This is a genomic window from Roseibium sp. AWQ4_254 (assembly GCF_056161025.1).
On the sequence record NZ_JBSWYH010000012.1, the window covers coordinates 102204 to 125399 of the forward strand.

At 59.5% G+C, this 23196-nt stretch carries 23 protein-coding genes, 1 tRNA gene and 1 riboswitch; of the genes, 5 read left to right on the forward strand and 19 right to left on the reverse strand.

Annotation, left to right across the window (positions count from 1 at the left end; all coding sequences use genetic code 11):
* Positions 1–23 precede the first annotated feature (23 nt).
* The 7 genes from ACXAIC_RS11230 to ACXAIC_RS11260 all read right to left on the reverse strand — a co-directional run bounded on the left by ACXAIC_RS11230 (position 24) and on the right by ACXAIC_RS11260 (position 4438).
* A complete protein-coding gene (locus ACXAIC_RS11230) occupies positions 24–1196 on the reverse strand; it encodes an isovaleryl-CoA dehydrogenase (protein ID WP_475178074.1) in 1173 nt (390 codons plus the stop codon).
* A gap of 5 nt (positions 1197–1201) precedes the next feature.
* A complete protein-coding gene (locus tag ACXAIC_RS11235) occupies positions 1202–1669 on the reverse strand; it encodes an N-acetyltransferase family protein (protein ID WP_475178078.1) in 468 nt (155 codons plus the stop codon).
* A 5-nt stretch (positions 1670–1674) separates the two neighbouring features.
* Complete coding sequence (locus ACXAIC_RS11240) at positions 1675–2118, reverse strand: PaaI family thioesterase (protein ID WP_475178082.1); 444 nt, start codon at positions 2116–2118, stop codon at positions 1675–1677.
* Positions 2118–2519 carry a MerR family transcriptional regulator gene (locus ACXAIC_RS11245; RefSeq protein WP_475178087.1) on the reverse strand — a complete coding sequence of 134 codons (402 nt, stop codon included), beginning with the start codon at positions 2517–2519 and terminating at the stop codon, positions 2118–2120. The genes ACXAIC_RS11240 and ACXAIC_RS11245 overlap by 1 nt, the downstream gene beginning before the upstream one ends.
* A gap of 86 nt (positions 2520–2605) precedes the next feature.
* On the reverse strand, positions 2606–3316 hold the full coding sequence (locus ACXAIC_RS11250; RefSeq protein ID WP_475178090.1) for a GH25 family lysozyme: 711 nt from the start codon (positions 3314–3316) through the stop codon (positions 2606–2608).
* Positions 3317–3407: 91 nt separating this feature from the next.
* The gene (locus ACXAIC_RS11255; protein WP_475178093.1) at positions 3408–3842 is read right to left on the reverse strand and encodes a VOC family protein; all 435 of its coding nucleotides are present in this window, start codon (positions 3840–3842) and stop codon (positions 3408–3410) included.
* A gap of 170 nt (positions 3843–4012) precedes the next feature.
* Positions 4013–4438 carry an organic hydroperoxide resistance protein gene (locus tag ACXAIC_RS11260; protein WP_475178098.1) on the reverse strand — a complete coding sequence of 142 codons (426 nt, stop codon included), beginning with the start codon at positions 4436–4438 and terminating at the stop codon, positions 4013–4015.
* Between the two features lie 152 nt (positions 4439–4590).
* Between ACXAIC_RS11260 and ACXAIC_RS11265 the strand changes: the two genes are divergently transcribed.
* Positions 4591–5406, forward strand: coding sequence for a MarR family winged helix-turn-helix transcriptional regulator (locus ACXAIC_RS11265; protein WP_475178102.1), 816 nt, complete (start codon positions 4591–4593; stop codon positions 5404–5406).
* 601 nt (positions 5407–6007) lie between these two features.
* Here the strand turns inward: ACXAIC_RS11265 and mgtE are convergent.
* From mgtE to ACXAIC_RS11280, 3 genes are all read right to left on the reverse strand, one after another.
* Positions 6008–7423 (reverse strand): magnesium transporter, encoded by a 1416-nt coding sequence (gene mgtE / locus ACXAIC_RS11270; RefSeq protein ID WP_475178105.1) that lies wholly within the window; start codon positions 7421–7423, stop codon positions 6008–6010.
* A gap of 724 nt (positions 7424–8147) precedes the next feature.
* Positions 8148–8234, reverse strand: a tRNA-Leu gene (locus tag ACXAIC_RS11275).
* A gap of 143 nt (positions 8235–8377) precedes the next feature.
* A complete protein-coding gene (locus ACXAIC_RS11280) occupies positions 8378–8644 on the reverse strand; it encodes a FliM/FliN family flagellar motor switch protein (RefSeq protein ID WP_475178108.1) in 267 nt (88 codons plus the stop codon).
* Positions 8645–8739: 95 nt separating this feature from the next.
* On the opposite strand from ACXAIC_RS11280, the gene lipB reads away from it, so the two are divergent.
* Positions 8740–9465: a lipoyl(octanoyl) transferase LipB gene (lipB, locus tag ACXAIC_RS11285; RefSeq protein WP_475178110.1), complete on the forward strand. Its 726-nt coding sequence runs from the start codon at positions 8740–8742 to the stop codon at positions 9463–9465.
* Positions 9466–9517: 52 nt separating this feature from the next.
* On the opposite strand, the gene ACXAIC_RS11290 is transcribed toward lipB, so the two are convergent.
* From ACXAIC_RS11290 to ACXAIC_RS11325, 8 genes are all read right to left on the reverse strand, one after another.
* A complete protein-coding gene (locus tag ACXAIC_RS11290; RefSeq protein ID WP_475178113.1) occupies positions 9518–10387 on the reverse strand; it encodes an NAD-dependent epimerase/dehydratase family protein in 870 nt (289 codons plus the stop codon).
* On the reverse strand, positions 10388–11254 hold the full coding sequence (locus ACXAIC_RS11295; RefSeq protein WP_475178119.1) for a glycosyltransferase: 867 nt from the start codon (positions 11252–11254) through the stop codon (positions 10388–10390).
* A gap of 7 nt (positions 11255–11261) precedes the next feature.
* Entirely contained in the window at positions 11262–12482 is a 1221-nt protein-coding gene (locus ACXAIC_RS11300) for an NAD-dependent epimerase/dehydratase family protein (protein WP_475178124.1), read from the reverse strand.
* Positions 12483–12616: 134 nt separating this feature from the next.
* Positions 12617–12904: an acylphosphatase gene (locus ACXAIC_RS11305; protein WP_475178129.1), complete on the reverse strand. Its 288-nt coding sequence runs from the start codon at positions 12902–12904 to the stop codon at positions 12617–12619.
* A 112-nt stretch (positions 12905–13016) separates the two neighbouring features.
* Positions 13017–13925 (reverse strand): DMT family transporter, encoded by a 909-nt coding sequence (locus tag ACXAIC_RS11310; protein ID WP_475178135.1) that lies wholly within the window; start codon positions 13923–13925, stop codon positions 13017–13019.
* Positions 13926–14093: 168 nt separating this feature from the next.
* A riboswitch (FMN riboswitch) is annotated at positions 14094–14246 on the reverse strand.
* Between the two features lie 51 nt (positions 14247–14297).
* The gene (locus ACXAIC_RS11315) at positions 14298–14951 is read right to left on the reverse strand and encodes an HAD family hydrolase (RefSeq protein ID WP_475178137.1); all 654 of its coding nucleotides are present in this window, start codon (positions 14949–14951) and stop codon (positions 14298–14300) included.
* 105 nt (positions 14952–15056) lie between these two features.
* Positions 15057–16148: a peptidoglycan-binding domain-containing protein gene (locus ACXAIC_RS11320; RefSeq protein ID WP_475178141.1), complete on the reverse strand. Its 1092-nt coding sequence runs from the start codon at positions 16146–16148 to the stop codon at positions 15057–15059.
* A gap of 175 nt (positions 16149–16323) precedes the next feature.
* Positions 16324–18336 carry an acetyl-CoA carboxylase biotin carboxylase subunit gene (locus tag ACXAIC_RS11325; protein WP_475178145.1) on the reverse strand — a complete coding sequence of 671 codons (2013 nt, stop codon included), beginning with the start codon at positions 18334–18336 and terminating at the stop codon, positions 16324–16326.
* A gap of 256 nt (positions 18337–18592) precedes the next feature.
* On the opposite strand from ACXAIC_RS11325, the gene ACXAIC_RS11330 reads away from it, so the two are divergent.
* A complete protein-coding gene (locus ACXAIC_RS11330) occupies positions 18593–18907 on the forward strand; it encodes a hypothetical protein (RefSeq protein ID WP_475178150.1) in 315 nt (104 codons plus the stop codon).
* A gap of 81 nt (positions 18908–18988) precedes the next feature.
* On the opposite strand, the gene ACXAIC_RS11335 is transcribed toward ACXAIC_RS11330, so the two are convergent.
* A complete protein-coding gene (locus tag ACXAIC_RS11335; RefSeq protein WP_475178154.1) occupies positions 18989–20521 on the reverse strand; it encodes an acyl-CoA carboxylase subunit beta in 1533 nt (510 codons plus the stop codon).
* A 289-nt stretch (positions 20522–20810) separates the two neighbouring features.
* Here ACXAIC_RS11335 and ACXAIC_RS11340 point away from each other — a divergent pair, with 289 nt between their 5' ends.
* Both ACXAIC_RS11340 and ACXAIC_RS11345 read left to right on the forward strand, forming a co-directional pair.
* Positions 20811–22235: a circularly permuted type 2 ATP-grasp protein gene (locus ACXAIC_RS11340; protein ID WP_475178157.1), complete on the forward strand. Its 1425-nt coding sequence runs from the start codon at positions 20811–20813 to the stop codon at positions 22233–22235.
* A gap of 6 nt (positions 22236–22241) precedes the next feature.
* Entirely contained in the window at positions 22242–23192 is a 951-nt protein-coding gene (locus tag ACXAIC_RS11345; RefSeq protein ID WP_475178161.1) for an alpha-E domain-containing protein, read from the forward strand.
* The last annotated feature ends 4 nt before the right edge of the window (positions 23193–23196 follow it).

Genomic DNA, 23196 nt, shown 5'->3' on the forward strand with positions numbered 1-23196 from the left:
AAAGAGCTGGATGTACCAGCGGCTCATGACGTTTTGTTGAAGATCTCCCGGCCGATCAGCATGCGCCGGATTTCAGACGTCCCCGCCCCGATTTCATAAAGCTTGGCATCGCGCAGCAGACGTCCGGTCGGGTATTCGTTGATATAGCCGTTGCCCCCCAGCAGCTGGATCGCATCAAGGGCGCTCCTGGTGGCGTTTTCCGCTGCAAACAGGATCGCTCCGGCCGCGTCTTCACGCGTGGTCTCGCCCCGGTCACAGGCCTTGGCCACCGCATAGACATAGGCCTTGGTGGCATTCATGCTCACATACATGTCCGCGACCTTGCCCTGGACCAGCTGAAACGTGCCGATGGGCTGGCCGAACTGTTCGCGCTCATGGACATAGGGAATGACCACATCCATGGCAGCCTGCATGATGCCAATGGCCCCGGCGGCCAGAACCGCCCGCTCATAGTCCAGCCCGGACATGAGCACATTAACGCCCTTGCCGACCTCGCCAAGCACGTTTTCCTCCGGCACTTCGCAGTCCTGAAACACCAGTTCTCCGGTTTCCGACCCCCGCATGCCCAGCTTGTCGAGTTTCTGGGCAACGGAAAAGCCTGCAAAATCCCTTTCGACCAGAAACGCCGTGATGCCCTTGGGCCCCGCAGCCGGATCGGTCTTGGCATAGATGATCAATGTGTCCGCGGACGGTCCATTGGTGATCCACATCTTGGAGCCATTAAGCACATAGCGGTCGCCCTTTTTCTCGGCCCGCAATTTCATGGAGACCACATCCGACCCGGCTCCCGGCTCGGACATGGCGAGCGCCCCCAGATGCTCGCCCGAAATCAGCTTGCGGAGATAGCGGTTCTTCTGGTCTTCATTGCCCCAGCGGCGCAGCTGATTGACACATAGATTGGAATGGGCGCCGTAACTCAGGCCAATGGAGGCGGAGGCCCGGCTGATCTCTTCCATGGCAATGCAATGGTCCAGATAGCCAAGACCCGCCCCGCCCCAGCTTTCCTCCACCGTGATGCCGTGAAGGCCAAGCTCGCCCATTTCCGGCCACAGCTCACGGGGAAACCAGTCGTCCCGGTCGATCTTTTCCGCCAGCGGCGCAATCCGGTCCTGGCTGTAGGAGCGGACCGTGTCGCGGATCATGTCCGCGGTGTCATCAAGATCGAAATTGAAAGACGGAAAGTCGTTGCGGATCATGTGATTTACTCCAAGGGGCCATCCTTGTCCGGACGGTTGTAGCGAATGTCGCCGGTCAGCTCGCCGATGCGGTTGTAAAGCGCCTGCGCGCGTTTGTTGTCCTTATCCGTGTGCCAGTAGACCTTGCCGCTGGCACCCGGCTCGGCATCTGCCGAAGCGTAAACCGCAGCGATCAGCTTGCGACCTGCACCGCCACCGCGCGCGTCAGGGCTCACATAAAGATCCTCCAGATAGCAGCTCTGCCCGCTGGACCAGGTGTTGTCGTGAAACAGGTAATGCACGAAACCGGCAATCCCGTCCGCGCCCTCAATCACCAGAGCCCTGTGGCCTTCTGGAGAGAGCAGGCGTTCAAACAGCTCCTCTGTCACGGCCCCGGGAAGGTCCTGCTCATAAAAGGCAAGATAGCCCTGCCAGAGGTCCCGCCAGGCGGCCTGATCCGCACGTGTCAGCGCCCGCACCGAAAGGTCAGTCATTCCATTTAGTCCTTCACACCTGAAACATTGGCCAAAGTGAACAGGCCGGTCGCCACATGGACCTGACTGCCCTCGTCCAGCCCGTAGACATCCGCCTTGGCAATGGTCAAGGTCCGGCCCGGCTTGACCACCCGCCCTCTTGCCAGAAGCACGGCCTGGCGGGCCGGATTGAGCAGGTTGATCTTGTATTCGCTGGTCAAGACCCCGCAGCCCGGAGCAAACAGCGTCAGGGCGGCATAACCGGCCGCGCTGTCGGCAATCGACGAGGTCGCCCCCGCATGGAAAAAGCCATGCTGCTGGGTCAGAACATCAGAGTGTTTCAGCTCGATATCGACCCCGCCCGGCGCCAGATGGACCAGCTCGGCGCCAAGATGCTGCATGAAGCCCTGGGCGGCAAAACTTGTTCTGACCCGGTGTTCCCACTCCGGGTCTCTGGGGGCAAGATCCATTATTCGGTCTCCACCCGGGCACGGCTGCGCAATTCCGCCATGCGGGCCCTGGCGCCCTCTTCAACGTCGTCCAGCTCCAGAAGGGTCAGCTCAATGTCCCGCTGCTTTTCCATCAGCTCCGCCCGGCGGAGTGCGATTTTTTCCAAAAACAGCCGCAATTGCCCACTCTCCCCCGGCGAACTGGCATACATTTCGATCATTTCCTTGATTTCATTCAAGGAAAAACCGAGCCGCTTGCCCCTGAGAATAAGCTTCAGGCGGGTCCGGTCCCCGGGCGTATAGAGCCGTTGACGGCCACGCCTTTGGGGCGCCAGCAGCTCCTGGGCTTCATAGAAGCGCAAGGTCCGTGTCGTGATGTCAAATTCCTGGGTCAGCTGTGTGATCGTGTAATAGCGCTGCATGCCCGCTCCTCGTCGCAGGAACAGTTCAAGCTTTTTACGTTAAAGTCAACATGTCTGTTTTTTATTTTATTTTTCAGCATCTAAGGTCAAGATTTCAGATCTGAAACCGTCACCCCTGCATTGAGCACATTCAGATCGACATTGCCGGAAATGCCGTCCACCATGCCCCGGTCCTGATACTGCCAAAGGGTCCAGGTCCTGGTATAGGCGGGTGAATGCCAGATGGAGCGCGCCCACAGGCGCCGGTTGAGCCCCTTCCCCTTCAGATAGACCTGATAAAACTCGTCCGGCGCATAGAAAATGACTTCCTTTCCCCTCGCCTGCTCCACCCGCAGGACAAAGTCTGAAATGTCCTGCAAAACCACCTCCACCGGTGGGCGTTTTGCACAGTTGCCGGTGAATTCCAGATCCAGCACGGGCGCCAGCATGTCCGGGTCGTCCGGCAGGACAGAGAGAAAGTTTTCCGCCTGCTGGCGGCCGGATTTACAGAGGCTGAAATAATGATATGCACCGCGCGCAAGCCCCGCCGCCCCGGCGCCTGCCCAGTTGCGGGCAAAAGCGCCATCCTTGAAGTCTCCCCCCTCGCTGGCCTTCATATAGGCAAAGGAGATATCGCTTTGGGCCACCTTGGACCAGTCGATGTCGCCACGGTGGTGGGACACATCCACGCCGCGAAGGGGAAAATCATCCCTGTCCGGTTCCCAGCTCATGAAGAAATACGCAGCTCCAGCCGCCGAGATAAGGCATCCGACCACGCCATAAAACAAAACCCGGAAAACCGCTTGCAAGACATTCATAAGATCACCCACCCCTTTGGGAGGTGTGACTATGCGGCAAAGGTCTTAAAAATCACGATAAGAACGGCTGTGTCTCTGCAGGGCAAACCGCTCACGTCTCGATGGTGTAATTCGGCCAGAGCGGTGCAGCCGCAAGTTCCAGAACATTGCCGTCCGGATCATTGAAGTAAAGACTGGTTCCGCCCGCCGGCCAGGTCACTTCGCTGATGAGCGGAATGCCGGCCTCTTTCAGGTAGGCCCGCCAGGGCTCCAGCTGGGAAGCCCGCACCCGGAAGGCGAAATGGCTGTGCCCGGACGTATCATGGCCCGGCACCACCCCGCCCGGCGTGTCCACATCGTCTCCCGTCGCGCCGCGGTGAAACACAAGCAAGGCCTGCGCGGGTCCTGCGTCATAGGCATAGAGCCGGTCTCCCGACACCATACGCTTCAGACCAAGCACGTTTGCATAGAACTCATGGGCCGCGTCCATGTCATCCACATAAACCGCCGTTTCCAGAATGCCATCGATCAGGGGTGGTGTTGCCATGGGCCTCGTCCGTTTTCGGGAATGCAGTTGAACATCCTGCAATCCTTGCCGAATTTCCCCATCCCGTCCATCGCCCACGCGGAAAAGCCGCCCTGCAATCCGGCAAGGCGGCTTGTCACAAAGCGCTCCGCGCAGCGCCGTGGAGGTCTTAACTCCTGGGAAATGCTGCCTCAGGCGACGGTCAACTGCACGTCAATATTGTTCCGGGTCGCATTGGAATAGGGGCAGACCTGATGGGCCTTGGCCACCAGATCTTCAGCCACCGCCCGCTCAACGCCCGGAAGGGACACGTCCAGAGCCACGGCAAGACCGAAGCCGCCTTCCGATCTGGCACCGATGCCCACGGTGGAGGTGATTGAGGTCTCAGCGGGAACCGCCTTCTTTTCCTGAGCGGCAACGAATTTCAGCGCGCCAATGAAACAGGCCGCATATCCGGCAGCAAAGAGTTCTTCCGGGTTATTGCCCGGCCCGCCGGCACCGCCCAGTTCCTTCGGCGTGGACAGGGTCACCTTGAAAGATCCGCTCAAGGTTTCCGCCGTTCCATCCCGGCCGCCGGTGGCCCGGGCGCGGGTTTCATATACAACATCGACTGGCATTTTTTACAGCTCCGTTTTGATCTTGCACCAGGACACCGTTCGCGTCCCGGCTTCAATTTATATCGTGCACGATATATTTTACTCACATAAACCCGCTTCGGCCCGCCGTCAATATGTTGCGATCATATCGCGCGCGACTTATAAAGTGTCTTATGAACGAGACGAGTGACCAGATGTCTCTGCTGGACGCCATCGGATTGTCGGCGCCCGAAGAGACCCCAAACAGGCAGAAGCCCGCCCCGGCCCGCAAGGACAAGGCAAAGACGGTGGCCCCGTCCGCTGCAAAAGGAACTGCGGAAGAGGCTGCTGCCGCCCCTCCCCACAAAGATCCAGCCCCGGAAAGCCTGGAGACCGGCACCGCCGCGCCTGAATCAGCCAAGCCTCCAGCCCCCAAAGCCGCTGCCAAATCCGGTGACAATGGAGCGCATGAGACCGCGCGCGCCGGTGCTGAGACCGATGCCGTCAACACACCGGACGCCGTCATCAGCCCGAACGCAGAAGCGGATGCCGCTGCGTCTGAGCTGGATACCGGAGCACCAGCGTCTCTGGAAGGCTTCCTGTGTTTTGCCCTCTATTCCGCCAACCACGCCATGCACGGCGTCTATAAAGGGCTTTTGAAGGAGATCGGACTCACCTATCCGCAGTTTCTGGCCATGACGGTTCTGTGGGAGACCAACAAAGTACCGGTTGGCGCGATCACATCGCGGCTGCAGCTGGACACCAACACGCTGACCCCGCTGTTGAAACGGCTGGAGGCCATGGGCCTGCTCACGCGCACGCGCAACGCCAAGGACGAGCGCCAGGTGATCCTGAAACTCACCCGCAAGGGCCGCGCCCTGCAAAAGAAGACAGAGGACTTTGCCCGCTGCATTTTCTCCGCCACCGGACTGACCATCGAAGAGGTCACGGACCTGCAGGCGAAGATCATCACCTTGCGGGACAATCTGCGGACACAGGACGGGCGCTGATCAGCGCCTGTCCCAACCCGAAATTTCTCGCCTAAATTTATTCAAGCCCCGCAGCGGTATGGAACCGGCCATGACGGAACTTGCCCCAAAGAGAGCCAATGGCGCGCAAATTTAAGCCGCGCTGCAGACCAGGCTGTCACTTTGATCAATCTGTTCAAACTGCGCGCGAAGCCGCCTATGACGAGGGCTGCGCGGGCGTGAGCGGCCGGGAGGCGTTTTCAAGCTATGGCGCCGTGAGCATGCCTCACATGGCAATATCGGCTGCAGCTTCCCCTATGCGGCCCCGTGCAGGGGAACCTTTCTGAGCGGCGGTGAGGACTGGGATCTGATTGCGCTCGCCACCTATCCAAACCTTGACGCCCTTCTGGCGCTCTTTTCCAACGGAGCCGACCGGAACTCCTAACACCACCGCACTGCCGCCTGTGAACGCCAGAAAGTGTTTGTCTGCGGCGCGTGACCGAACCGCATGCAGAACGGCAGAGGCAACCTGCGCGCAGCTTGAGAATAAATCGCGTTGAATTGGATTTGCCTTTCGCTTTCTGAAATCAAGGATTTCAACGCAAAAGACAATTGGCCTGAAACCCTCGGAATGCGGCGCGCCCTATAGCGGCAGGCCGAACCACAGAGCGGCGATGCCAAGAAAAGCAAAAAAGCCGACCACATCGGTCACCGTGGTCACGAACACGCTGGAGGCAATAGCCGGATCGACGTTCAGCCGGTCCAGAACAATCGGGATCAAAAGCCCTGAAAGCCCGGCAAACAGCATGTTGATGATAATGGCCCCAGCAATCACCACGCCAAGGCCCGGGCTGGAAAACCAGAGCCAGGCGGTGAGACCGATCAGCACCGCCAGCGCCACCCCATTCAGCGCGCTTACCAGAATTTCACGGTTCAGCACCCGCATCATGTTGCGCGCGCTCAATTCCTGGGTGGCAATGCCGCGCACCGCCACTGTCATGGTCTGAGTACCCGCATTCCCGCCCATGGAGGCGACAATCGGCATCAGTACGGCCAGGGCCACCATGGCTTCAATCGTGTCTTCAAAAAGCGCGATCACGACCGAGGCCAGAATGGCAGTCCCCAGATTGACCACCAGCCAGGTCAGGCGCGAGCGGGCAATGGTGACGACGCTGTCGGAAATTTCCTCATCGCCCACCCCGGCCAGGGCGCGCAGGTCCTCTTCTGCCTCTTCCTGAATGACATCGACAATGTCGTCGACGGTGAGAACGCCCACAAGGCGCTCGTTCTCATCCACCACAGCGGAGGACACCAGATTGTAGCGCTCGAACCGGCGGGCCACCTCTTCCTGGTCTTCCGTTGCCAGCACAGCCTGCCGGGTCTCCTCCATGATGGAGGTCACCTTCTCGGCCCGCTTGGTGCGCAGGATCTTGTCCAGATGCACCGAACCCAGCAGCTTGAAGGCCGGATCGACCACATAGATCTCGTAAAAACTGTCCGGCAGATCGCGGGCTTCGCGCATATAGTCGATGGTCTGGCCCACGGTCCAGAAAGGCGCAACGGCGATGAATTCGCTCTGCATGCGCCGGCCAGCACTGTCTTCGGGATAATCCAGCGCCTTTTTCAGCTGCGCCCGGTCCGCATAAGGCAGCTCTTCCAGGATCGCGGCCTGATCATCCGCATCCAGATCTTCCAGAATATAGACCGCATCATCGGAATCGAGCTCGCCCAGCCCTTCGGCGATCACCTCGTTGGGCAGATCTTCCAGAACCTGCAGGCGGACCGCCTCGTCGGTCTCCGTCAGGGCGGTATAGTCGAATTCTTCGCCAAGCAGCCGGATGAACGCGGCCCGCTCATCGGCGCTCAGCGTTTCCAGAAGGTCGCCAGTATCGGCTTCGTGCAGATCCCCGGCCAGTTCTTTCAGCGCAAAGCGGTCCTGCGCCTCAATCGCGGTTTCAATGGCGGCAATGAACGCGGGGTTGAGACGCTCCTCCCCGTCCCGGACGGGGATTTGAGGCCCCGGTACGGCAGTGACGTCAAGCTCAGCCGCGTCCCCCATCCGGTGCCCCCCTTTTTACGTCCGCCAGCGCCTTCGGCGCCCCAGCACCGGTCTTCAACCCAGAACTATCCCTTACCGGCCCGAAGCGCCACCGCAAATCGGCGGCTGGTCCACAGGGTTGGGATGCGTGCGCAAGATCACAGGGAAGAAAGCGCCTCTTCGAGTGCTGCCCTCTTGTGTATTTCCCCTCTGTTTCTTCTCAAAGAAACAGGCTCAGCATTAAATAACGAGGGTTCGGGATCGCTGGTGTCCGATCGGCAAGAACGGTTTTGAATATTTGGGTTTTCGCTTTGACGGCAAAAAAGTCTATGTGCGGGACAACACTATGTCATGACTACAAAGCAAGGTAGCAAAATCGGCTAAAGGAGCGACGCGCAGCTTTGCCGATGCCCAGACGGACATCAACGCGTCCGGGATCTTGGAGATCTTAAACGACGCTGACTTCAGCCAGCGGTTCAGCCGTATACACCCAGATGAGCTTTCGCCCGATGACTATGGGACTTGGACGTTCTGCAGCTATCTCAAGCGTGCATCCGAGACTTATAGCGAACGCTGAACCCCAATTCTGAGACAAGCACGAAACTTCAAAGCCATCATGAAAGAGCGCATCGCACAGGCGATGGTTGGACGCAACAAGGTCGGAAAGGCTACTGAAGAGCTAGCTTGGAGTTGCTTGGAAAAAACAAAGGGTTACGCCCGGAAGACGTAACCCTTTGTTTTTGAATGGTGCGGTCGAGAAGACTCGAACTTCCACGGGTTTTACCCCACAGCGACCTCAACGCTGCGCGTCTACCAATTCCGCCACGACCGCATATTCGATTGTTTCCCGGCGCTGTCTGCGTCGAGGCGCCCCATGTAGCAAAAGGTTTTTGGGGGCGCAAGGGCCGAGTGCGCAATAATTCACAGGCCTGCACATCCGGCCGTGTTCTACCGGGTGTTTTTCGCCGGCAAGGCTCAGAGCGGCCCGTCGGTGCGCATTGGGCGCACTTCCGGCCCGCGCAACAGCACTTCGGTTATGGAAATGCCGATCCGCTCGCCCAGAAGCACCACCTGCCCTTTTGCCACCAGAGTGTTGTTGGCGTAGATCTTGACGTCATCATCCTCCGAAACGTCCAGATCGATCACCGCACCGCGGCCCATGCGCAGGAGCTGATGCACCGGCATTTCGGATTCGCCGAGCACAACGGAAATGTCGACTTTGATTTCGTCAAAGGTGGCCATAAGACCTCAAGATCCTTAAATAGGGCGAAACCGCCAGCGCCCCACCATACCACGGCCCGGCAAGCCAGCTCAAAAAACAAAGAACTGTCATCCACATGTCACCTGCCGAAAGAAACACGCTTTCCTTCAGTTTTCAGCCCGAACCGGGCTCCGCCCCTGTCGAGTGGCGCATTTCCGATGATCTGGTCGGCTATGAAACCGCCCTTGAGCAGATGACGCAGCGGGTGGAAAGAATCACTGCAGGCACGGCAAATGAGCTTGTCTGGCTGCTGGAGCACCCGCCGCTTTACACCGCCGGCACCAGCGCCAATGACAGCGATCTGGTTGCCCCGGGCCGGTTTCCCGTCTACCGGACCGGGCGCGGCGGCCAGCACACCTATCATGGCCCCGGCCAGCGGGTGGCCTATGTGATGCTGGATCTGAAACGCCGCCAGCAGGATATCCGCGCCTTCGTCTCCGCGCTGGAGGCCTGGCTGATCAACACGCTCTGGCACTATCATGTGAGAGGCGAGCGCCGGGAAGACCGGGTTGGTGTGTGGGTTGCGCGCCCGGAGCGCGGCGCCTCGGCCGAAGACAAGATTGCGGCCATCGGCATCCGCTTGCGCAAATGGGTCACGTTTCACGGCATCAGCTTCAATGTCGATCCGGACCTGGAGCATTTTTCCGGCATTGTGCCTTGCGGGGTGACAGAACACGGGGTGACCAGCCTTGTGGATCTTGGTCTGCCGGTGACCATGGTGGAAAACGATACCGTGCTCCGGGCGGAATTTGAGAAAATCTTCGGCCCCGTTGAGACCGAAGGCGCGCCTGACACCGTTTGACCCGCTCAATACCAAAGGCAATTGATGATGACCTATTTGACCGCGCTTGGTGTTACAGCGCCCGGGCGCACGCTTCCACGAAACCATTCAGCTTTTCCGAGCCCCCCGGCCGCCAGCCAAGAGCTTCCAGCCTGGCTGTCTCCATGACGGAGGGCCGGGCGCTGGACGCCTCAGGCAATGGTCCGCCCCGGCCGCAGGCGGTTTGAAGACGCCCGAGCAGATCCCGACGGTCAACAAGAAGATCGGACGCATTATATATTTCAAAGGACTCCCCGCCCCTGCGGCCTGAAAGAAGCAGCGACACGGCAGCCGCCAGATCCTCCCCATGAAGTTCCGTACCGCAGCGCGGCGCGACCGGTCTGCCCGACAGAAACTCCTCGAAGAGACCGGTCCATTTGTGGTCCATGCGGCCCGGAACGGCGCCATAAAGCCCCGTGGGGCGCAGCACCGTGCCGAAGAACCCCGGTCCGCACAGGCGCCTTAAAGCGTCTTCGCCGGTCTTTTTGACAAGACCATAATGGGTGTCCGGCTGAACCGGATCACTTTCCCGCAGCACCTCGCCCTGCCGGTGGTCGCCATAAATGGCACGGCTGGACAGGAACACCACATGGCGCAGACCTGCGGCTCTGGCGGCCTGAAACAGCCTCTCTGTCCCCGCCCCGTTCAACGCGTGAAACCGCTCCGGATCGGCTCCCTCGCCGCCCCGGTATTTGCCCCGCTCATGATGGAAGGCCGCATGGACCAGCACCTCGGCACCGGGCAGAACCGGCGCGGGCCCGGCCAGATCAAACGGGAAAAAGGCGGCCGGGTTCTGCTGCAAAGGCGTACGGCCCAGCGCCATCACTTCATGGCCATCGGCAAGCAATCTATGGGTCAGAAACCGGCCTGCAATGCCATTTGCTCCTGTGACCAGCACCTGCATTTACGAGGCTTTCACCGCCGCAGCCTCCAGCGGGCCGGGCAAGCGGCCCAGATCCACCGGCAGATCCCGGCCACTGGCAAAACGCTGCCACAGATCTATCAGCGGCCTGAGGCGGTCCGCCTTGTCGTGGCCCGCCTGCCAGGGTTTTTCATACTGGTAGTGGAGAATATGGATCTGGCGCCAGTCCCACAGCTCCGGCAGGTTGAACCAGACATATTGCAGCATGTTGTAAAAGACCGGCAGCCCGTGCCAACCGGGAAAATAATTCTCCAAAAACGTCTGGTCGGTTCGCCGCCAGAACGCGTCTGGCTGGTCCAGCCTGGCCAGCATGGCCTCAAACGTGGCCGCATCCGGGCGAGCGGTGAAAACACCGCTGTTCAGCCGGTGAAAGTCGGAAAGACTCTCATAGACATTCGGTGCGGCGCAAAAGTCCGGATAGGCAAACAACCTGTCGCAGTTTTGCAGCACCAGCGCATCCGCATCGATGAAGACCACCCGTTCATAGTCTTTCAGCTGCCACAGGCGCAGCTTGACGAAATTGTCGAGCGGTGTGTGAAAAACCGGCTTGCCGCCCTTGGTGAAGGGTGCGGCCGCGTGCAGACGCCCGCGCTCGTGGCGCTCGTTAAATGCGTCTGACGTTGGCAGCCGATCGCATATGCCAATACGGGGGCGCAGGTCTTCCAGCATCGTCAGATCGTAAACCGCCACTCCGGGAGTTGCCAGCACCACAAGATCCGCTTCCGTGCAGCTCACGCGCAGCGACTGCAGCAGAGCCGCCGCGCCGAGCACATAGTCCTTGTTGGTCACCAGCGTCACATAGGCCGCTTTCGAGCGGGCCGGCCGGTCAAAATCAGGTCCTGACAGCATGGCGCCCTCAGGAGACCGATTTCAGGCGCGGATGTTCAGGGTCATGCTCGATCTCTTCGGCAATCTCCCTGGTCCAGGCGGACACGGCGGGCACCCGGCTGCGGTCCACCCGATAGGCAAAGGCCCTGGCCACGTCCACCACTTCGCTCAACAGCCCGTCTGCCAGTTTGATCGGCTCAAGACCAAGCTCCAGGAATTGCCGGTTCTCCACCACGAGGTCGTTTTCCGCCGCTTCCTTGCGTGGATTGGGGAGATAGGCAACCTTCGCGCCAGTGAGCCGGGAGATCAGTTCGGCCAGATCCCGCACCCGGTGGGTTTCGGTCATCTGATTGAACACCTTGACCCGACTGCCCGGCTTGGGGGCGTTGTTCAGTGCCAGCTCGATGCAGCGTACGGAATCCTGAATATGGATAAAGGCCCGTGTCTGACCGCCGGTTCCATGCACGGTGAGCGGATAGCCGATGGCCGCCTGAATCAGAAAGCGGTTCAGCACGGTGCCGTAATCACCGTCATAGTCAAACCGGTTGATCAGCTGTTTGTGACGGCGGGTTTGCTCCGTATGGGTGCCCCAGACAATGCCCTGATGCAGATCGGTGATCCGCAGTCCGTCATTCTTGGCGTAAAACTGGAACAGCAATTGATCGAGGCACTTGGTCATGTGGTAGATCGAGCCGGGATTGGCCGGATACAGGATCTCCTGGGGGGCCTTCGCACCGCTCAACGTTTCCACATCAACGCTCAAGTACCCCTCAGGAATGGCCGCACCAACACTGGAATAACCATAGACCCCCATGGTGCCCAGATGCACCAGATGGGCATCCAGCCCCAGTTCCACCATGGCATTCAGCAGGTGATGGGTCGCATTCACATTGTTGTTGACGGTGTAATTCTTGTGCTGGTCCGATTTCATCGAATAGGGCGCCGCCCGCTGTTCGGCGAAATGGATGATGGCGTCGGGGCGGTGCTCCGCGAGCCAGGCCTTGAAGACCTCGTAATCAGTGGCAATGTCGATCAAATGGAAATGGATGGTGTTGCCGGTCTCCTGTTTCCAGATCCGTGTGCGTTCCTGGATCGAATCCATCGGCGTTAGCGACTGAACACCGAGTTCCGCGTCAATCCACCGGCGGCTGAGATTGTCGATCACATGAATGTCGTGGCCCTTGTCCGACAGGTGCAAGGATGTGGGCCAGCCGACAAATCCGTCTCCGCCCAGTATCGCAATCTTCACGGTCCGTCTCCTCCGTCAGGCAAATGCTAAAATCTGATTGTTTCACAAGTGAGATCAGATCATTGCGATATTTCCGTGACAGTTCAACGCCGAAAGCCGGAATTGATACACAAGACAGAAAAGGATCGGAGACACTACGAGGTTTCCCGGACCTCAAACCCGCCGCCCGGACGGGACACCGGCTCCAGATCCCGCACGGCGGTGACCCGGGCGAATCTCGGCCCGCTCCAGACCACGTCCAGCATGTCCGAGACATTGTCCTGGGTTCCGGAAAAGACCGCTTCCACAGCGCCCGTTTGCAGGTTTCGCACCCAGCCCGCCAGATCCCGCGCCGCCGCCGCCTCCGCGCACCACGCCCGGTAGCCGACGCCCTGAACGCGGCCTTCGATCAGAACATGGACGGTCAGCAGGTCAGTGGACATGGGCAACTCCTTGGCAAGGATCTGGAAGGCTATGGCTGCGGGACAAAGTCGCGTGCCCCTCACCCTATCCCAGCCTCAGCCAGGATGCCTCCCCTTTGCCCCAACTTTGTGGTCAGGCTGCGACCGCTTTTTGGCGGCCGCGCCTTTGTTCATCCACCATCACAAAGAGCGATGCTCCGGCGATCACCAGAGCCCCGGGCCAGAAAGCCCCGGACGGGGCAAAGCCGAAGGCCAGAAACCCGACCGCGATGTTGAATGGCAGCTTCAAGTGATCAAAGGGCTGCACAAAGGCCGCATCCGCAGTCTGGTAGGCCAGGGTCAGCAGAAAATTGGCAATGCCGGTCAGAACGCCTGCGCCAATCAGCAGCCAGAGGACCGGGCCCGCTGCCAGGGCTATGCCGCCTTCGCCAAACGCCAGCAGCGCGTTGACCGGCGTCAGGAGCAACAACAGATAGACGGTAATCGTGTCAGCCTGCTCGGTTTCAGTCAGCTTCTTGGTCACCAGCGACGTACCCGCCCAGAAGGCGGCAGCCCCAAGCGGCAGTGCCGCGCCCCAGTGGAACCCGGCCGACCAGGGCGCCAGAATGACCATTCCGCCGGAAAAACCGGCCAGGGTCGCCAGCCAGCGCACAAGGCCGACCCGCTCCCCAAAAAACAGCTTTGCCCCAATGATCACGAAGAAGGGCGATGTCATGACCAGCGCAATAGCCTGCCAGATTTCCACCCGGGCCAGACCGGCCACCCACATCTGAATGCCGATGACCGCCAGAAGACCGCGCAGGAGATGCCAGCCAAGCTGGTGCGTCTTGAGGGCGCTGAAGCCGCGCCGGAGCACAAAGGGCAGCGCAGCCACAAGGCCAAGGCCATATTGCCAGAATGCGGCAGAGGTGGACGGCACGCCCAATTGCATAGTCGAGGCCTGCAGGGCCCCGTTCACAAGCGCAAAACAGATGCCGGCCCCAACCATTGCCAAGGCCCCCAGCAAGGATTTTTGGGAAGTAAAAGAAGTGTCTGCGGCCATGGCCTATGTCCCGTCCCGTTGAACCAGTCCAGAACAGTCTCTAAAAGACACGCGCCTGCTGGCCCCACTTGAAAGGACCACAGTCAAGTTCTCTCTCATCCGGACTTTGGGCCGCTCCTGTCTCCAGAACCTGCCACCTGCCGCCTCTCGTCAAAAGACCTGCTGTCGCGAGGTCTTTTTTCAGAAGGACTGGCATGAACCGTCGGCTCCGGCCTTTCACCGGATCTGCTGACCCCTGGCAGATATCTTCCAGGGCGCTCGCGGGCTCCAGGCTTCCCTGATACCGCCGGTGGGGAGTTTCACCCCGCCCCGAGAACTGTTCTCTCGGTGGCATATCTAGAAAACTTCCTCGCCGTTCGCAACGAAAAACGACTAAATTTTCAGTATCGCTGAAATTTCTATCGGAGTTTCAACGATCAGAACCGGCTCTTGCGCCGAGAGTTCCTCCCGGCTGCCATAGCCCCAAAGCACACCAACCCCGCGCACCGCATTGGCATTGGCCCCGATAAGGTCATGTTTGCGGTCGCCGATCATGAGGGTCTCAGACGCTGCCAGGCCCTGCTCGTCCAGAATATGACGGATCAGCTCGGCCTTGGCTGAGCGCTCACCGCTCAGTTCCGAGCCATAAACCTCGCCAAAATGCGGCCTCAAGCCGAAATGATCGACAATCTTGCCCGCGTAGGCATGGGGCTTGGAGGTGCACACGTGAAGGTCAAGCCCGGCTGCGCGCAAAGCCTCCAGGCATTCGGGGATCCCGTCAATCAGCGTGTTCTCAAAGAGCCCCGTTGCCGTGTAGCGTTGCCGGTAGAACCCCACGGCCCTGTCCTGAACCGCCCGGTCCTGTGTCTTCAGCAGCACGGCAAAGCTGTCCCAGAGCGGCGGACCGATGCACCAGCGCAGCTCCGCAGCCTCTGGAACGGCCGCGCCCATCTTGCCAAGCGCATATTGAATAGACCGCGTGATCCCCTCAAAAGGGTCTGTCAGGGTGCCGTCAAGATCGAAGAGAACTGTTTTTAAGGATGTCATTGCAGGTCCATGCGGGAAGGTGTGCCTGTTTTGCCTAGCACAGCCCTGCCCTTGCAAAAACCTTGAAGTGACTTGGTCTGAGCGTGATGGATCAGAGCCTCAACCTCAATGGGGATAAATGAGTTCGTTTGCCAGCAGGCCAGCAACATTGGCGACATTGGGGTCCTTGAGACGCAGATCCTTGGAAATCTGCAACAGGCAGCTGCGGGCAATCTGCTGCGGACTGTTCACGCCCATGAACATCTGAAGCGCCTTGTGCATTTCCTCTTTGGAGCACCCGGCCTTGCGCGCCTCATCGGCGCACATTTTTTCCATGGCATTCCAGGCCGATTTCCAGCCTTCACGCCAGCATTTTTCCATGTCTTCCGGCTTTTGCCGCCATTCCGGTGGTTTGGACTTGTTGCGCGCAATCAGGGTCTGGCATCCAACTGGCTTGACACCGCCATGGACCCAATAGGCTGTCGCGTAGGCAGCCCCGACGGCCCCATAAATGCGGGATCCCGTCTGCATGGATTTTCCCAGCACTTTCAAAAAGCCATAAAACATGACAAAGGGCGCCGCCATGCTCAAAACCGCTCCCATGACCCAAAGCGGACTGTTGGCAGCGGCGAACACGAGCCCGCCCCGCACTGCCTTGAAAAAGAGACGGCCATAGCTGCCGGCCTTTTCGGCGCTGGTGGGGCCTCCAGGGTGGTTGCCTTTCAGCACCTCGCCAAGAACCTTTCGCATGGCCTTTTCTTCCCCTTCGGACATGCCGAACTCGTCCTTCAGGTCTTCGATGATCTCGTCAATCACATCATCGCTCTGGCTTCCGCCGCCGGACGGCTTGTCTGGAATGAAAGGCTGGATCGACGCCTGCGCCCAGATGCTTTCTGAGGCCGGATCATTCAGGGCGGCGATTGTTTTTGCTGCCGGGTCAACCCGGCCGTCTGGCCAGCGGAAGTGCAGCACCGAATGCTGAAAGTCACGGATCATACCCCGTGTCTTGGGACCGGACTTGCCGTCGACCGCCAGCGGCACTCTGGGCGCATGCATCAAATCATTCAGCCGCTGTTGAACCGTACGCACGTCGAAGGGATCGTTTTTGCCGCTCCTGCCAACAGACCCGCTGATTCCAATTGATGAATAAATAGGCATCGTTTTTCTTTCAATGTGTTGCTTGCAAATGCGCCGCAGCCCGAACGGCACTTGCGTCATCTATAATAATAATCACCAAAAAAATGTGATCTAGACAACATATTCAGTCAATAATCTGTCTGACGACTTTACTTTCCTAAAGACACTCTCCGTCCAAACGTCACCAAACAAAAAAGCTCCGGCCGCAAGACCGGAGCTCTTCGCTTTCAACGCGGTATCCTGCAGGCAATGCCGCTCAGGAAAACTCCATGATCACGGCATCCACCGCGAGACTGTCGCCGGGGGCGGCCTTGATCGCGGTGACCGTGCAGTCCCGTTCCGCCCGCAAGACGTTTTCCATTTTCATGGCCTCGACCACCGCCAGCTGTTCCCCGGCCTTGACCTCCTGCCCTTCTTCCACGGCGATGGAGACCACAAGGCCCGGCATCGGGCAAAGCAGCATTTTTGAAGTGTCCGGCGGCAGTTTTTCCGGCATGAGCCTGTCCAGCTCGGCCACGCGCGGGCTCAGCACCCTGGCCACAACCGAATAGCCCTGCCAGTCCAGCCGGTAGCCGCCGGTGACCGGGCGCACCTGAACCGTGACGCTCTGATCCCCGACCCGGCCGGACCACAGCGCATCGCCGGGGCTCCACTCGGAGCTCACGGTCAAAACCGGTCCGCCGCCAAGGGCCACATCCATTTCCACCGGGGTTCCGGGATATCCGGCGGCGAGACGGATCGGCACATAGGCCTTGTCCAGCTTGACCACCCAGTCTTCGCGCACCGCCCCCGAATGGGGCCGCAAACGGCCGGGCAGATGATCAAGGCGTTCCTTTTCCAGCGCCCCCATGGACAGGCTGACCGCCGCCAGCACGTTCAGCGCCTCCTGATCCGGCTCGGCCGGGGAAAACCCGTCCGGATATTCATCAGCAATGAAACTGGTGGCCAGATCCCCGGCGCGCCAGCGTGGATGGTTCATGAGGGCGGTCAGGAAGGGCACATTGTGCTGGATGCCATCCACATAAAACGCGTCCAGCGCTTCGCTCATCGCCGCAATCGCCTGATCCCGGCTGGGGGCGTGGGTGATCAGCTTGGCGATCATCGGATCGTAGAACATGGAGATTTCCGAGCCTTCCACGACACCGGTATCGTTGCGGATCGTCACCCCATCGCCGGATTGCTCTTCCGGCGGCTGATAGCGTACCAGACGGCCGATAGAAGGCAGGAAGTTGCGGTACGGATCTTCCGCATAGATCCGGCTTTCCACCGACCAGCCCGAGAGGGTCACATCCTTCTGGGCCAGGTCCAGCTGTTCACCCGCCGCAACGCGGATCATCTGCTCCACCAGATCGACACCCGTGACCAGTTCGGTCACCGGGTGCTCCACCTGAAGGCGGGTGTTCATTTCAAGAAAGAAGAAGCTCTTGTCCTGCCCGGCGACAAATTCCACCGTCCCCGCGCTGTCATAATCCACCGCCTTGGCCAGGGCGACCGCCTGCTCGCCCATCTTGCGGCGGGTCTCCTCGTCCAGAAGCGGCGATGGCGCCTCTTCGATCACCTTCTGGTTCCGCCGCTGGATCGAACATTCCCGCTCGCCCAGATAGATGGCATTGCCGTGTTTGTCGCCCAGAACCTGGATTTCGATATGGCGCGGGTTCTCAATGAACTTCTCGATGAAGACCCGGTCATCGCCAAAGGAAGAGGCAGCTTCCGATTTGGAGCGGTCATAGCCGTCGCGCACTTCCGCCGCCGTCCAGGCAATGCGCATGCCCTTGCCGCCGCCGCCCGCGGAGGCCTTGATCATGACTGGATAGCCGATCTCTTCGGCAATCTGCACCGCATGGTCCGGCGTTTCAATCACGCCCAGATAGCCCGGAACCGTGCTGACCTTGGCCTCATTGGCGAATTTCTTGGATTCGATCTTGTCGCCCATGGCCTCAATCGCCCGCGGATTGGGCCCGATCCAGACAATGCCTTCCCAGGCAAGGGCCTCGGGGAAACTGGCCCGTTCCGACAGAAAACCATAGCCCGGATGAACCGCCTCGGCTCCCGTCTCTTTGCAGGCGGCGATGATCTTGTCCGCAACCAGATAGGATTCAGCAGCTGCTGCCGGGCCGATAGGCACCGCCTCGTCTGCCATCTCCACATGAAGCGCATCCCGGTCGGCATCGGAATAGACGGCCACCGTCTTGATGCCCATACGGCGGGCCGTCTTCATGACACGGCAAGCAATTTCGCCCCGGTTGGCGACAAGAATTTTTGAAAACATGTTTTCCACCCGACTGGATCGTTTTTTCGTTTGTAGGCGGCCCTTTGAACCGGCGCAACTTATCCAAAGGGCGAGAGGTGAAAGGACACAGAACGGCCCCTTCTCTCTCAAGACCTGACGCTGGAGCATCAATGCGGTAAATGCGATAATCTGTTGCCGCCATCACAGTGTGGTCACGTCCAGCGGTGCACATTGGGAAAGTGAAAGACCCTGTTCCATTCACCGCCGGATCAACCGGACAAAAAGGGAGACCGAGATGCGCCTGCCCCGTTCCGCCGCTTTCAGCGCGGCGCTTGCCAGCCTGATGATTGCCACAGCGGCCGAAGCCCGCCCGGACCTGCGCCAGATGACCTGCAAACAGGCCCAAAACATGGTGCGCCAGCATGGTGCCGTGGTCTTCACCACCGGCCAGCATACCTATTCCATGTTCGTGTCCAACCGGAGCTATTGCGACTACAATCAGGAACTCTTTGTGCAATACGGCCCGACCCGGGACACCCGCAAATGCCCTGTTGCCTATGAATGCAAGGAGCCCCTGTTTCCACGCGGCGGCTTCAACCGCTGGGATTGAGGGTTTCCGGACGCCCCCCAAAGAGGCCGGATCCGGGGACCGGCCTCTTGCCCCTTCAACCCAGCTCGCTTTCCGCGCAGGTCAAAGCGGAATGTTGTCGTGTTTCTTCCAAGGCATATCGGCCTGTTTGGAGCGGAGCAGCGCCAGAGCCTTGGCCACCCTGCGGCGGGTGGAATGCGGGCGAATGACGTCATCAATATAGCCGCGCTCTGCCGCCACAAACGGGTTGGCGAACCGGTCTTCATATTCCTTTGTGCGCCTGGTGATCTTGTCAGCATCCCCCAACTCGGACCGGTAGAGGATTTCCACCGCCCCCTTTGCCCCCATGACGGCGATTTCCGCCGTCGGCCAGGCGTAGTTGATGTCACCGCGAATGTGTTTTGAGCTCATCACATCATAGGCGCCGCCATAGGCCTTGCGGGTGATGACGGTGATTTTCGGCACCGTGGCCTCCGCATAGGCAAAAAGAAGCTTGGCCCCATGCTTGATCAGACCGCCATATTCCTGGGAGGTGCCCGGCAAAAACCCCGGAACATCCACAAAGGTCACGATCGGAATGTTGAAGCAATCGCAGAAGCGGACAAACCGGGCGGCCTTGCGGCTGGCGTCGGAATCCAGAACTCCCGCCAGAACCATGGGCTGGTTGGCGACAATGCCCACCGTGCGCCCTTCCATGCGGCCGAACCCCGTTAAGATGTTGCCTGCAAAGTTTTTCTGGATCTCGAAGAAATCCCCTTCATCCAGGGTCTTCAGAACCAGCTCGCGCATGTCATACGGTTTGTTCGGATTGTCCGGGATCAGCGTGTCGAGGCTGGTGTCGATCCGCTCCGGATCATCATAATTGGTCAATTCCGGCAGATCCGCCTGATTGTTCATCGGCAGGAAATCGATCAGCCGGCGCATCTCCTGCAACGCTTCCACATCATTGTCGAAGCCGCCGTCGGCAATGGAAGATTTGGTCGTATGGACCGACGCGCCCCCCAGTTCTTCCGCTGTCACGGTTTCATTGGTGACCGTCTTCACCACATCCGGACCGGTGACAAACATATAGGACGTGTCGCGCACCATGAAGATGAAATCGGTCATGGCCGGAGAATAGACATCCCCACCGGCGCAAGGGCCCATGATGAGAGAAATCTGCGGAATGACGCCGGAGGCCAGCACATTGCGCTGGAACACTTCGCCATACCCGCCCAGCGCGGCCACACCTTCCTGAATGCGGGCGCCACCGGCATCAAACAGGCCAATGACAGGTGCTCGGTTTTGAAGGGCCATATCCTGAAGTTTGGTGATTTTTTCAGCATGGGTCTCTGAAAGAGACCCGCCGAACACCGTGAAATCCTTTGAGAAGACATAAATGGTGCGGCCATTGACCGTGCCCCAGCCGGTGACAACGCCATCGCCCGGAATATGCTGCTCTTCCATACCGAATTCGGTACAGCGGTGCTGCTTGAACATGTCGAATTCTTCAAAGGAGCCTTCATCCAGAAGCACCTCGATCCGTTCGCGCGCCGTCAGCTTGCCCTTGGCATGCTGGGCATCGATCCGCCGCTGACCGCCCCCAAGGCGTGCCGTTGCGCGGCGCTGTTCCAATTCGGCCAGAACGTCTTTCATCCGGTCCTCCCAATGCTTGTTTCCCTTGGCCGTACCATGATCGCCAAAGAAGGCAAAGTCAGCACATGGGCTTAAGGTCCTTCCGTAAGGACCTTGCTGAACCGACCGCGCGCCCTTGCACAGAAGACCGGCCTTCCAGCCATTCAGAATGCAGCTACGGCAGTTTCAGGCACACCCGCCAGACGATTTGCACAAATACTAGGCAACTCAGCCGCGATATTGTTCTTTGACACCCTTCCGAATTTTGCCATGATTGCTCAACAAGCAAACAGCAAAAAAAGGGGAGGCAATGGCGGACGACCGGACTTTCTTCAACGAAATGCTCGATGAAACCGGCGGGCCCCGCGTGCCCTATTCCAGGCTGGCCGCCTGGCTTGAAGACAAACCCGCGAATTTCCTCTCCCAAAAAAGCCGCGACGCGGAGACGATTTTCCGCCGCCTTGGCATCACCTTCGCCGTCTATGGCGCGGAAGAGGCAACCGAACGGCTGATTCCCTTCGACCCGATTCCGCGCATCATTTCGGCAGCCGAGTGGCGGCGCCTGTCCGCCGGGATCGACCAGCGGGTGAGAGCGCTCAATGCCTTCATGCATGATATCTATCACCGCCAGGAAATCCTGCGGGCCGGGCGCATTCCCGCCGATCTGATTCTGCAAAACGATGCCTTCCTGCCGGAGATGGCGGGTTTCACCCCGGCCCGCAAGGTCTATGCCCATATCATCGGCACGGATCTGGTCAGAGTGTCGGAGAACGAATTCTACGTTCTGGAAGACAACACCCGCACCCCGTCGGGCGTCTCCTATATGCTGGAGAACCGGGAGACCATGATGCGGCTCTTCCCCGAACTCTTCCAGACCCATGCCGTCGCTCCGGTCGAGCAATATCCGGAACTGTTGCGCCGAACCCTGGAAAGCGTCGGCCCCGATCCGGCAAAGTCGGAGCAGACCGTCGTCGTGCTCACTCCCGGCATATACAATTCCGCCTATTTCGAACATGCCTTCCTGGCTGATTCCATGGGCGTCGGTCTTGTGGAAGGACGGGATTTGTTTGTCGATGCGGGCAAGGTGTTCATGCGCACCACCCGCGCGCCGAAACAGGTGGACGTGATCTACCGGCGGATCGACGATGCGTTCCTTGACCCGCTCACCTTCAATCCGGACAGCATGCTGGGTGTTCCCGGACTGTTCGATGCTTACCGGGCCGGCAATGTCACCATTTGCAACGCGCCGGGCACCGGTATTGCCGATGACAAGGCGATCTATGCCTATGTGCCGGACATCATTGAGTTCTATACCGGCCAGAAGCCGATCTTGAACAATGTGCCCACCTGGAACTGCGCCCGCCCCGGCGATCTGGCCTATGTGCTCGACAATCTGGCCGACATCGTGGTCAAGGAAGTTCATGGCTCCGGCGGCTATGGCATGCTGATCGGCCCGACCGCGTCCAAACGGGAAATTGCTGAATTCCGCAAAGTGCTGGAGACCAACCCGTCCAACTACATCGCCCAGCCCACCCTGGCGCTCTCGGCCTGCCCGACCCACGTGGCCTCGGGCGTCGCACCAAGGCATGTGGATCTCAGGCCCTTCGTGCTGATTGGCGATCAGGTCCGCATCACCCCGGGCGGGCTGACCCGGGTCGCGCTGAAAAAGGGCTCGCTAGTGGTCAATTCCAGCCAGGGCGGCGGCACCAAGGACACCTGGGTACTTGAGGACTGATTTTTGATGCTCGGAAGAACTGCCTCCTCCCTCTTCTGGATGTCCCGCTATCACGAGCGTGCCCAGAATGTCGCCCGGTTGCTGGAAGTCGCCTATCGCGGCGCAATCATGTCCCACGGGGGCCAGGAAGACGGCACCCACTGGCGCTTTGCCCTCACCTGTTCGGACAATGAGCAGGGCTTTGCAGAGAGATATGATGAACTGAACATCCGCACGATGACCGCGTTCCTGATCTTCTCCAAGGACAATCCGGTCAGTGTGCGCAACAGCCTGGAACTGGCGCGCAACAATGCCCGGGCGGTCCGCACCAGCATCACGGCGGAACTCTGGGAAGCCATCAACACAACCTGGATCGAGTTCATTGAAGTCAACCCGCAAACCATCACCCAGGAAAAACTGCCCGATTTTCTCGCATGGGTCAGCCAACGCGCCCATCTGTTCCGGGGCGCCCTGCTCAACACGGTTCTTAGGGATGACGGCTATTTCTTCTCCCAGATGGGCAATTTCGTAGAGCGGGCCGACAACACCGCCCGCATCCTGAACACACAGTACTGGGCGCTGCTGCCGGATAGCGATATTGCCGATGACGGATCCGTGGAACGCTATCAGTGGTCCGCAATCCTCAGGTCCCTGTCCGGGCGCAGAAGCTACCGGTTCGCCTATCCCAATGCCCGGCTCAAGGCCTTCAATATTGGCGAGTTCCTGATTTTGAAAAGGGAAATGCCACGCTCGCTCGCCCATTGTTACAAATGGATTGCCGATACGGCAGAGGAACTGGCACAATTTTACAGCTCCCGCGAACCGAGCCTGGACCTGGCCATGGAGATCTCTCGCACCCTGTGCGAAAAGCAGATGCGGGAAATCTATCAGGACGGGCTCCACGACTTCCTGACCGACTTCATCGGCAAGAACAATCAATTCGCCTTGCAGCTCTCCGAAGACTACAATTTTGCCTGATCGA